Genomic DNA, 10,937 nt, shown 5'->3' with positions numbered 1-10,937 from the left:
AGTCCCGGCTCGCACCCGTCTCGGCCCTGAGGGCAGGCGCGGGCGTCATCCGATCCCGTGTGGGGCGGGGCGGATGGCGTCAGGCGTGCTGGTTGTGTATCGCCTCGCTGACGGCGAGCGTCCGGCGAGCGGTGTCGACATGGAGGTTCTCGATCATCCGCCCGCGGTAGGTGACCACGCCGGACCCGGCGCCGTCCTCCCAGGCCTGCAGGATCCCGCGGGCGTCCTCGACGGCCTGCTCGGAGGGGGCGAACGCCGCGTTGGCGCCCTCGACCTGGCCGGGGTGGATCAGCGTCTTGCCGTCGAAGCCCATCTGGCGGCCCTGCTCGCACTCGGCCAGGAAGCCGTCGGTGTCCTTGACGTCGTTGTAGACGCCGTCGATGACCGCGATGCCGGCAGCACGTCCGGCCAGCAGCGCGGTGTGCAGGCTGGGCAGGATCGGTGCTCGCCCGGGGACGTGCTCGGCGTACAGCTCCTTCACCAGGTCGTTGGTGCCGAGGACGAAGGCGCCGAGTCGCTCCGAGGCGCGGGCGATGGCGAGCGCGTCGAGGATGGCGCCGGGCGTCTCGACCATGGCCCACAGGCGGGTGTGGTCGGGCGCGCCGGCCTTCTCCATCGCCGCCACGAGCTGCTGGACCTCGGCGGCGCTGCCGACCTTCGGGACGACGATCGCGGCCGGTCCGGCCTGGCTGGCGGCCACGATGTCGTCGTCGTGCCACTGGGTGCCGATGCCGTTGACGCGGATCGTGACCGTACGCCGGCCGTAGTCGCCGCTGGCCGCCGCCGCGGCGGCCGCCTCACGGGCAGCGGACTTGGCGTCGGGGGCGACGGCGTCCTCGAGGTCGAGGATCAGGCCGTCGCAGGCGATCGACTTCGCCTTCTCCAGGGCCCGCTCGTTGGAGCTGGGCATGTAGAGGACGGAGCGGAGCGGGGTGAACGTCACGTCGTGGTGAGTCATGTCAGGCCTCCGTCAGCTCGATGGCGTCGTACTGCTGCTTGAGCTCGGGATCGATCGCCGCGAGCTCCTCGGCGAGGCGCACCATCACCTGGCACTGCTTGACCGACGCGTCGTCCTCCATCTTGCCGTCGATCATCACCGCTCCGGTGCCGTCACCCATCGCGGCGATGACGCGGCGGGCGTGGGCGACGTCCTCGACGCTCGGCGAGAAGACGCGGTGCGCGATCTTGATCTGCGCCGGGTGGAGCGACCAGGCGCCGACGCAGCCGAGCAGGAAGGCGTTGCGGAACTGGTCCTCGCACGCCTGGACGTCCAAGATGTCCCCGAAAGGGCCGTAGTAGGGGTAGATGCCGTGCATCGCGCACGCGTCGACCATCCGGGCGATCGTGTAATGCCACAGGTCCTGCTGGTAGATCGTCCGCTCGGCGTCGTACTTCGTCTCGCCGTCCACCCTGGGCGGGTCCTGGCGGACGAGGTAGCCGGGGTGCCCGCCACCGACGCGGGTGGTCTTCATCCGACGGTCGGCGGCGAGGTCGGCCGGGCCCAGCGACAGGCCCTGCATGCGCGGGCTGGCACCGCAGATCTCCTCGATGTTGGCCACGCCGCGAGCGGTCTCGAGGATCGCGTGGACCAGGATCGGCCGGGTCAGGCCGGCCTTCGCCTCGAGCTGGGCGAGCAGCCGGTCGACGTAGTGGATGTCCGCCGCGCCCTGCACCTTGGGCACCATGATCACGTCGAGCTTGTCGCCGATCTCGGTGACGAGCGTGATGAGGTCGTCGAGGCCCCACGGGCTGTCGAGCGAGTTGACCCGGGTCCACAGCTGGGTGGGGCCGAAGTCGGTGCTCTTGGCGATGTCGACGAGGCCCTGGCGCGACTTCTCCTTGAACTCCTGCTTGACCGCGTCCTCCAGGTTGCCGAGCAGCACGTCGACCGTGCCGACCATGCCGGGCACCTTGGCGGCCATCTTCTCGTTGCCGGGGTCGAAGAAGTGGATCGCGCGGCTCGGTCGCGCCGGGATGTCGCGCAGCGGCGACGGCGCTCCGACGGCGAGGGGGGCGAAGAAGTCCTTGGCGGGGCGAGTCATGGTGCGCAAACTACCGCCGCGTCGCCGTGGGTAGGTATGACGTGTCTCTCAGGGCGCCTGTCTGCGGTGGCAACCACCGGGTACCCGGTGGTTGCCGAGGTTCCCGGCCGTTGCAACGGGCGAGAACCCGACGGAGAGGGCAGGAAGGTGCGGCGCAGGGTCCGATGTCGGTGGTCTGCGGCATGCTCGAGGCCCGACGACCACCACGGAGGGGCCATGACCACGACTGATCCCGAGCGGGACAACCTGCTCAGCACCCTGGCGGACCGCCGCGCCTTCCTCGTGGGCAGTGCGGAGGGCCTCACCGACGAGCAGGCACGCGCCACGCCGACGGTCAGCACCCTCAGCATCGGCGGCCTGGTCAAGCACGTCACCGCCACCGAGCGGCAGTGGGCCGCCTTCATCCGCGAGGGCGCGCCGGACACCGACGTCGACTACGACATCGACTGGTCGGCCATCGACTGGTCCGACCCCGCCTCCGTCCCCGGCTGGGTCCTTGAGCGCCAGGACCAGTTCCTCCTGCGCGACGACCAGACCCTGGCCGAGCTGCTCGACGACTACCGCGCCTGCGCCCGCGAGACCGAGGAGCTCGTCGCCGGGCTGGCCGACCTCGATGTCACGCACGAGCTGGCTCCCGCCCCGTGGAACGAGCCGGGCGCGTCGATGTCGGCACGGCAGGTGCTCGCCCACCTCATCGGGGAGACCGCGCAGCACGCCGGCCACGCCGACATCGTCCGCGAGACCATCGACGGCCGGAAGGCGATGGGCTGACCGCTCTGGGTGGTGATGGGTCAGCGCGGGCGGCCGAGGCGCCACCAGGGGCGCTTCGCGGGCGCCGGCTGCGATGCCGCGCGCGCGGCCCGCTGTGCCTCGATCCGAGCCGTACGTCGCTCGCGCCAGGCCTCGACCTCGGCGTCGACGTCGCGCTGCCGGGTGATCACCGGCGGCCCCGAAGGTCCGGTCGGTGGCGTGTAGATCGCCTTGCGGACGCGGGCGTTGAAGTCCTCGACCTCCCGGCGTACCTCCGTCTCGACGTTGATCCGGTCGAGCCGTCCGTCGAGCTCGGCGTCCTCCTTCCGGAGGGCGAGCGCGGGCGGGAGGATCGCGATGTTCTCCCGCTCGACGAGCTTCTTCACCCACCAGTCCGGGTCGTGCTCGGTGCCGAGGCCCTCGATGGGCTTGCCCTGCCCGGGCAGGTTGTCGAAGTCGCCGCGCTCCATGGCCTGGCGGACCTGCAGGTCGACCCACGTCGCCTGCTGCGCGATCCGGGCGGCGGCCGCCGAGCGGCCGGTGCGGTCGTCGCGCGCAGGCATGCGACGGGCTGCCTCGTCGCCGGTCTCGTCGGGCTGCGGGCTCGGGTCGGACATCGAGATCACCTCCGTGCCGCCCACTTTACGGGGCTCCGCGCGACGGGCCACGACGACAGTGGAGCCAGCTGACGCTAGGTCCGTCCCGTGGCTCCACTGTCGTCGTGGTCAGCCGACGGTGCGGGCGAGCACGTCCCTGGCGTCGCTGAAGGCGTGCTTCGGCGCCACCAGCAGGGCGAGCGCGGCGAGGAAGGAGGCGCCGGCACACACGGCCCAGACGGTGAGGTAGCCGCTGAGCGGTGCCACCTTCTCCGACGTGGCGTCGAGCGACCCGGTCGCGGTGAGGGCGATCGCGAAGATCGCCGACGCGATGGCGCCGCCGACCGTCTTGGTGCCGTTGGTCATGCCGGTCGCGATGCCGGTGCGCTCCGGAGGGGCGGCGGCAGCGGCGGCCGCGGGGAGCGCGGCGACGAGGGCTCCGGAGCCGAGGCCGGCGATCCCCATGTTGACCAGGGCCTGCCAGGTCTCGTCGTGGAACGGCAGCCACAGGAGGTAGCCGACGCCCACGAGCACGCAGGCCACGATCAGGGCACGTCGTACGCCGCCGAGCAGGCGCGTGGTCAGCGGCAGGGTGAAGGCGCCGATGGCCAGCGTGACGACGTAGAGCCCGATGAGCGTGGAGATGAAGGCGGGGTCGGCGCCGAGGCCGTAGCCGCGCTCGGTGGGGTCGGCCTGGGCGTAGGTCGACAGCGGAATCTGCCCGCCCAGGACGGGGATGCCGAAGAGGAAGGCGGTGACCTGCACGGGCCACTGCGCGGGGCTGGAGAGGAGGCGTACGTCGACGATGGGCTCGGGGTGGTTGAGCTCGAAGCGCCAGAACACAGCGAAGGCGACGAACGACGCGACGACGATGAGCCAGCCGAGGGCGCTGCCTGCGCCGTCGAGCCGCAGCATCACGAGGCCGCCCATCAGCACGCCGAGCGCGACAGTGATCAGCGCCAGTCCCGTCCAGTCGATGCCACCGCCGCTGTCCTCGCCGGGCGCCTGCTCGATGCCGGCGAGGATCACGAAGAAGACGGCCGTCACGACGACGGCGGGCAGGGCGAGCAGGAGGTTCATGTCCATCGCGTCGACCAGCAGGCCGCTGGTGACCGCGCCGACGATGACCGCGAGCTCGAGCGAGCCGACGAGGATCGCGGCGCCGCGCCGGGTGAGCAGCTCCTGGCGGCCCGAGGACCGGGTGCGGCGGTGGATGATCGCGATCTCCAGCGGCAGCCACACGACGTACGCACCCTGGATCGCCCAGCCGATCAGGAAGCTGGTGAAGCCGGGGGCGAACGCCAGCCACCACGAGCCCAGGGCGGTGACCGCGGTCGAGATGAGGAGCACCTTCTTGTGCCCGATCAGGTCGCCCAGCCGCGCCAGGAGCGGGATGCAGAGGGCGCTGACGATCAGCTGCGCGGCCTCGAACCAGTTGATGTCGCCCTCGTGGATCGACAGGTGCTCGGCGATCTGCGGGTAGATCGGCGTGTAGTAGCCCTGCAGGACGCCGCTGGCGAACTCGACCAGCACGAGGAAGCCGACGATCGTGGCGAGGCCCTTGGCGGCGGTGTGGGCCGCCGGAGCGCGGGTGTCCGTCATCTCGGGAGCCTCTCGATCAGCAGCGTGTACCAGCGGGCGCCGTCGAGCAGGTCGGCGACGCCGATGTGCTCGTCGTAGGAGTGGATGGCCTGGCGCTGCGCCTTGGTCATCCGGAAGGGGGCGAAGCGGTAGACGTGCTCGCTGATCGCGGTGAAGTGGCGCGAGTCGGTGGCCGCCATCATCACGTAGGGCGTCGCGACCGCCTCGGGGAAGACCTCGCCGATGCACTCCTCGAGCAGCTCGAAGGGCGCGTCCATCGGCGAGATCGGCGACGGCTCGCCGGACTCGATCACGTCGATGCGGATCGAGTCGTCGGCGACCGCCTTGCGGATGTGCTCGACGACGCCGGCGACGGTATCGCCCACCATGACCCGGATGTTGAGCCCGGCCTTGGCTGTCGAGGCGATCACGTTGAGGGCCGGCGAGCCGCTGAGGGTGGTGGTCGCGACCGTCGTACGCGTCATGGCCGCGGCCTCGGGACCCGCGGCCAGGAGGGCGCGGGTGACGACCGGGGCGAGCTGCTCGGCCCGGCCGAGGAGGGGCCGCAGCGGCAGTGGGACGTGCGGTGCCAGGCGGCGCATCAGCTCGAGGGTGGGGGCCGGGGCGGAGGCGGGGAAGGGGGACTTCTCGACGCGCAGGATCGCGCGGGCGATGCGTGCGGTGGGCCCGTTCCTCGCCGGGGTCGAGGCGTGGCCGCCGCGGCCCTCGGCGACCAGCTCGAGCGAGGTGGTGCCCTTCTCGGTGACCCCGATGACGCCCAGCGGCGCCTTCACGCCGGGGAACGCGCCCCCGGCGATGGCGCCGCCCTCGTCGAGCACCAGCCACGGGGTGACGCCGCGGTCCCGGAGGACGGCGACCGCCTCGATCGCGGCCGTGCCGCTGACCTCCTCGTCGCACCCGAAGGACAGCCAGACGTCCTGCGCCGGGACGTGCCCGGCCTCGAGCAGCGACTCGACCGCCTCGCAGATGGCGGCGACGCAGCCCTTGTCGTCGAGGGTGCCGCGGCCCCAGATCGCCGGGCCGACGGGGGAGTCGTGGATCTCTCCACCGAAGGGCTCGTGCTGCCACGGCGCGTCGGTGTCGACGGGTACGACGTCGAGGTGGGCCATCAGCACGACGGGCCGGTCGGCGCTCGCACCGGCCCAGTGGACGAGCAGCCCGTGGGTGCCGACGCGGGTCACCTCGCACCGCTCGTGGAGCAGCGGGAACCAGGTCGCGAGCTCGACCAGCAGGCGGTCGAAGGCGTCGGTGTCGACGCGTGACGGGTCGCGGTCGGAGACGGTGGGGATGCGGACGAGGGCCTGCAGGGCGCCGGCCACGCGTTCGGTCATGGGGTGACCGTAGTGCCCCAGCGCCCGCGGTGGACCAGATTCGTACGGCGTTCGCGGCGCGCGGGCGAGCCGGCCGCGCCGGTGTCGGCGAGCCGGTGCCCGACGGTGATCGCGCCGACGGGGGTGTGGTCGTCCGGGACGCCGAAGGCCGTGCGGAAGGCGTCGACGCGCTCGCCGGGGATGCCGAAGAAGCACGCGCCGAGTCCCTCGTCGACCGCCGTCTGGAGGATCAGCAGTGCGGCCATCCCGGTGTCGACGTACCAGTAGGGCACCGGCCAGCGGTCCTCGGCACGGTCGGTCCAGCCCTTGTCGTCCTCGGCGTAGCGGTCGAGGTAGGCGTCCTTGCACGCGAGCGGGACGATCACCACCGGCGCGGTGCGCATCCCGTCGAGCCAGCCGTTGCTGGCGTCGGGGTCGGCCCCCGTCGACTCCCAGAAGAGCGCGAGGTCGTCCGGGGAGTCGAGGACCAGGAAGGCCCACCCCTGGCTGAAGCCCGCAGTGGGCGCGCGCTGGGCGTGCTCGACCATCCGGTCGACGACGGCCGGGTCGACCGGCGCGTCGGCGTAGCGGCGGACCATGCGCCGACGGCGTACGACCTCACGGAACTCCATGGGCGCCAGCCTCGCACGTCCCGGTCGGTCTGGGATCCGAGACGACTTGCCGGGCCGGCGCGTTGACCGGGCCCCTCGATGTCGATGGACTGCACGCATGAGGTTCGAGGAGATGTGGCGCGACCTGTCGCCGGTCGGCCGGTCGGCCTCGTCGGGCGGCTACTTCCGCCAGCCCTGGGCCTCCGCCGAGAGCGAGCTGCGCGCCTGGTTCGCCGCCGAGTGCACGTCCCGCGGCCTCGTCGTCGAGACCGACGGCATTGGCAACCAGGTCGCCTGGTGGTCACCGGCGTCGGGCCGCTCCGAAGAGCCTGGCGTCCTCACCGGCTCGCACCTCGACTCGGTCCTCGACGGAGGGGCGTACGACGGCCCGCTGGGCGTGGTGTCCGCGCTCGCCGCGATCGACCTCCTGCGTGAGCGGGGCTTCGAGCCCGCCCGGCCGATCGGGGTGTCCGTCTTCGTCGAGGAGGAGGGCTCGCGCTTCGGCCGCGCCTGCCTCGGCTCGCGCCTGGTCACCGGCGCGACCACGTGGGACGAGGCGCGCGAGCTGCGTGACCGCGACGGTGTGTTCCTCGCCGACGCGGTGTCCGCGGCAGGCCTGGATCCCGCACAGGGACTGCTGTCGCTCGACCGGGTCGCGACCTTCGTCGAGCTCCACGTCGAGCAGGGCCGTGACCTCGTCGACCGCGACGTCGCGGTCGGGCTGGCCACCGAGATCTGGCCGCACGGGCGCTGGCGCTTCGACTTCGCCGGGCAGGCCAACCATGCCGGCACGACCCGCATGGAGGACCGGCACGACCCGATGCTCACCTATGCGATGACCGCGCTGGCCGCCGACAAGCAGGCCCGACTGGCCGGGCAGCGCGCGACCTTCGGCCGGATCTCGGTCGAGCCCAACGGCACCAACGCCGTCCCGTCGCTGGTGACGGCCTGGCTCGACGCCCGCGCCTCCACCGACGAGGCGCTCGCCGAGATGGTGGCGCTCATCGAGAGGCAGGCCGACGAGCGCGCGGGCCGGGACGGCACCTCGCTCGTCGTGACGGCCGAGTCCGTGTCACGGTCGGTGGCCTTCGATCCCGACCTCGCGGCGCGGCTCGCGGCCATCGGCGACTGGCCGGTCATCCCGACGCAGGCCGGCCACGACGCCGGCATCCTCTCCGCCGCCGGCATCCCCACCGCCATGGTCTTCGTCCGCAACCCGACGGGCATCTCGCACTCGCCCGACGAGCACGCCGAGACGGCTGACTGCCTTGCCGGCGTCGATGCGCTCGCCGACGTCCTCACCGAGCTGGCTCGTTCCGGGGCGCCGGAGTGACGGCGTACCTCCTCGAGCGCGCCTGGGTCGACGGCGCGGTCCACGACGACGTCCTGGTCGAGGTCGAGGACGGCCGCTTCACCGCCGTCACGCCCGACTCGGATCCGCCGCGCGCGATCCCGGTGCGCGGGCTGGTCGTCCCGGGTCTCGCCAACACCCACAGCCACGCCTTCCACCGCGCGCTGCGGGGCCGCACCCAGCGCGAGCGGGGCACCTTCTGGACCTGGCGCGACCAGATGTACGCCCTCGCCGCGCGGCTCGACCCCGACACCTACCTCGCCCTCGCGCGGGCGACGTACCGCGAGATGGCGGCCGCCGGGATCACGTGCGTCGGGGAGTTCCACTACCTCCACCACCGGCCCGACGGCACGCCGTACGACGATCCCGACGAGATGGGTCTCGCCCTCGTCGAGGCGGCGCGCCGGGCGGGGATCCGGCTGACCCTGCTCGACACGCTCTACCTCTCGTCCGGCTTCGGTGCCGCACCCGAGGGGGCGCAGGTGCGCTACTCCGACGGCACCGTCGAGGCCTGGGGCGACCGGGTGGACGGGCTCGTCGTCGGCCCCCATGCGCGGGTCGGTGCCGCCGTGCACTCGGTGCGGGCCGTCCCGGCGGCCGACCTCGACGCGGTGGCGGAGCGGCTGCGGGGCCGCCCGTTCCACGTCCACGTCTCCGAGCAGGTCGCCGAGAACGAGGGCTGCCTGGAGGCGTACGGCGTCACACCCACCCGGTTGCTCGCCGACCACGGCCTGCTGGGCCCGGGCACGACGCTCGTCCACGCCACCCACCTGACCGACGCCGACATCGCCCTCGTCGGGTCGGCCGCCGCCCACGTCTCCTTCTGCCCCACCACCGAGCGCGACCTCGGTGACGGCATCGGCCCGTCGCGGCGCCTCCACCACGCGGGCGCGCGGCTGACCGTCGGCAGCGACAGCCACGCCGTGATCGACCTGTTCGAGGAGATGCGTGCCGTCGAGCTCGACGAGCGGCTGGCCACCCAGCAACGCGGTCACTGGACGGCCGCCGAGCTCCTGGAGGCCGCCACCACCACCGGCCACGCGTCCCTCGGCTGGGACGACGCCGGTGCCATCGCCGTCGGGCAGCGCGCCGACCTGGTCGTGCTCGACCCGGCCTCGCCGCGCACCGCCGGTACCGGCCGCGACGAGAACACCGTCGTCTTCGCCGCCGCGGCCGAGGACGTACGACGGGTCATGGCCGACGGCCGATGGGTCGTCGAGGACGGCGACCGCGCCGCGATCGGCCGCGAGCTCGACGACATCATCGGCCGGATCTGGGAGGAGACGCGATGAGCACCACCGTGATCACCGGCATCGGCGAGCTGGTCACCAACGACCCGGCCCGCGAGGGACTGCTCGGCCTCGTCGCCGACGCCGCGGTCGTCGTCGAGGGCACCCGCATCGCCTGGGTCGGGCCGACCGCCGACGCGCCGGCCGCCGACGTCCGCGTCGACGCGGGCGGTCGGGCGATCATCCCGGGCTTCGTCGACTCCCACAGCCACCTCGTCTTCGCCGGCGACCGCTCGGCGGAGTTCGAGGCCCGGATGACCGGCGAGCCCTACACCGCCGGCGGCATCCGCACGACGGTCGCCGCCACCCGGGCCGCCTCCGACGAGCAGCTCCTCTCCCACGTCGGCCGGCTCGTCGCGGAGATGCGGTCACAGGGCACCACGACCGTCGAGATCAAGAGCGGCTACGGCCTGTCGGTGCTCGACGAGGCACGCAGCCTCGCGGTGGCGGCGCAGTTCACCGACGAGACCACGTTCCTCGGCGCCCACGTCGTCCCCGCCGGCACCACCCCCGAGGACTACGTCGACCTCGTCACCGGCCCCATGCTCGCGGCGGCGGCACCGCACGCCCGGTGGATCGACGTGTTCTGCGAGGACGGCGCCTTCGACGTCGACCAGGCCCGCGCCATCCTGACCGCCGGCTCCGACAGCGGCCTGCGCGGCCGGCTCCACGCCAACCAGCTGACGTACGGCGGGGGTGTGCGGCTGGCGTGCGAGCTCGGCCTGGTCGCGGTCGACCACTGCACCTACCTGTCCGACCTCGACGTCGAGTCCCTCAGCGACTCGGGCACGATCGCGACGCTGCTGCCGGGCGTGGAGTTCTCCACCCGCCAGCCCTATCCGGACGCCCGCCGACTCCTCGACGCGGGCGTGCGGATCGCGCTGGCCAGCGACTGCAACCCGGGCTCGTGCTTCACGTCCTCGATGGCGCTCTGCCTCGCGCTCGCCGTCCGGGAGATGCGGATGACTCCGGCCGAGGCGCTGCACGCGGCGACGGCCATGGGTGCGGCGGCGCTCGCCCGCGACGACGTCGGGGTGGTCGCCCCCGGCAAGGCGGCCGACCTCGTCCTCCTCGACGCGCCGTCGTACCTCCACCTGGCCTACCGCCCGGGCGTGCCGCTCGTGGCGGGGGTCTGGCAGGGCGGCCGCCCGGTCCTCGGCACCCCCACGCTGGGGTAGTCCGCTGGTGGGGAAGGGGTGGGAGCTACCTCAGACGAGCGTCGTACGCCGCCCGGCACCGCATCTGAGGTAGCCGGCCACCCGCGAATAGGGCACGCACCCGATGTCCGCGCCTACCTCATGGACGCAATCTCTTCTCACGGTCCCAGAAGGGGCCAATGAGATGAGGAGAAGGGCATGTTCACCACCGACAGCTTCCTGGGTGCCG

Annotated in this window: 10 protein-coding genes; 4 read left to right on the top strand and 6 right to left on the bottom strand. The window is 72.8% G+C overall.

The annotated features are described in order from the left end of the window. Window positions 1-79: 79 nt before the first annotated feature. Together JWN97_RS20145 and JWN97_RS20140 are read right to left on the bottom strand one after the other, a co-directional pair. The gene (locus JWN97_RS20145; protein ID WP_297627273.1) at window positions 80-958 is read right to left on the bottom strand and encodes a CoA ester lyase; all 879 of its coding nucleotides are present in this window, start codon (window positions 956-958) and stop codon (window positions 80-82) included. Window position 959: 1 nt separating this feature from the next. Then, on the bottom strand, window positions 960-2,042 hold the full coding sequence (locus tag JWN97_RS20140; RefSeq protein WP_297627271.1) for a CoA ester lyase: 1,083 nt from the start codon (window positions 2,040-2,042) through the stop codon (window positions 960-962). Window positions 2,043-2,258: 216 nt separating this feature from the next. Here JWN97_RS20140 and JWN97_RS20135 point away from each other — a divergent pair, with 216 nt between their 5' ends. Beyond that, on the top strand, window positions 2,259-2,813 hold the full coding sequence (locus tag JWN97_RS20135) for a DinB family protein (protein WP_297627270.1): 555 nt from the start codon (window positions 2,259-2,261) through the stop codon (window positions 2,811-2,813). A gap of 20 nt (window positions 2,814-2,833) precedes the next feature. Here the strand turns inward: JWN97_RS20135 and JWN97_RS20130 are convergent, their stop codons facing one another. From JWN97_RS20130 to JWN97_RS20115, 4 genes are all read right to left on the bottom strand, one after another. Then, window positions 2,834-3,409 carry a DUF1992 domain-containing protein gene (locus JWN97_RS20130; RefSeq protein ID WP_297627268.1) on the bottom strand — a complete coding sequence of 192 codons (576 nt, stop codon included), beginning with the start codon at window positions 3,407-3,409 and terminating at the stop codon, window positions 2,834-2,836. A gap of 108 nt (window positions 3,410-3,517) precedes the next feature. Further along, the gene (locus JWN97_RS20125) at window positions 3,518-4,990 is read right to left on the bottom strand and encodes an MFS transporter (RefSeq protein WP_297627266.1); all 1,473 of its coding nucleotides are present in this window, start codon (window positions 4,988-4,990) and stop codon (window positions 3,518-3,520) included. After that, window positions 4,987-6,321: a M20/M25/M40 family metallo-hydrolase gene (locus JWN97_RS20120; protein WP_297627264.1), complete on the bottom strand. Its 1,335-nt coding sequence runs from the start codon at window positions 6,319-6,321 to the stop codon at window positions 4,987-4,989. The genes JWN97_RS20125 and JWN97_RS20120 overlap by 4 nt, the downstream gene beginning before the upstream one ends. Further along, entirely contained in the window at window positions 6,318-6,932 is a 615-nt protein-coding gene (locus JWN97_RS20115; RefSeq protein WP_297627261.1) for a nitroreductase family protein, read from the bottom strand. The genes JWN97_RS20120 and JWN97_RS20115 overlap by 4 nt, the downstream gene beginning before the upstream one ends. Before the next feature lie 97 nt (window positions 6,933-7,029). Here JWN97_RS20115 and JWN97_RS20110 point away from each other — a divergent pair, with 97 nt between their 5' ends. From JWN97_RS20110 to hutI, 3 genes are read left to right on the top strand one after another with little or no spacing between them, the layout of a single operon-like run. Beyond that, entirely contained in the window at window positions 7,030-8,244 is a 1,215-nt protein-coding gene (locus tag JWN97_RS20110; protein WP_297627258.1) for an allantoate amidohydrolase, read from the top strand. Further along, complete coding sequence (locus tag JWN97_RS20105) at window positions 8,241-9,554, top strand: formimidoylglutamate deiminase (RefSeq protein ID WP_297627255.1); 1,314 nt, start codon at window positions 8,241-8,243, stop codon at window positions 9,552-9,554. The genes JWN97_RS20110 and JWN97_RS20105 overlap by 4 nt, the downstream gene beginning before the upstream one ends. Then, a complete protein-coding gene (gene hutI / locus JWN97_RS20100; protein ID WP_297627252.1) occupies window positions 9,551-10,729 on the top strand; it encodes an imidazolonepropionase in 1,179 nt (392 codons plus the stop codon). The genes JWN97_RS20105 and hutI overlap by 4 nt, the downstream gene beginning before the upstream one ends. Window positions 10,730-10,937: the final 208 nt, after the last annotated feature.

It is taken from the genome of Nocardioides sp. (assembly GCF_025965415.1).
Taxonomy (GTDB): Bacteria; Actinomycetota; Actinomycetes; order Propionibacteriales; family Nocardioidaceae; genus Nocardioides.
This window is presented reverse-complemented; position numbering and strand designations above follow the sequence as displayed.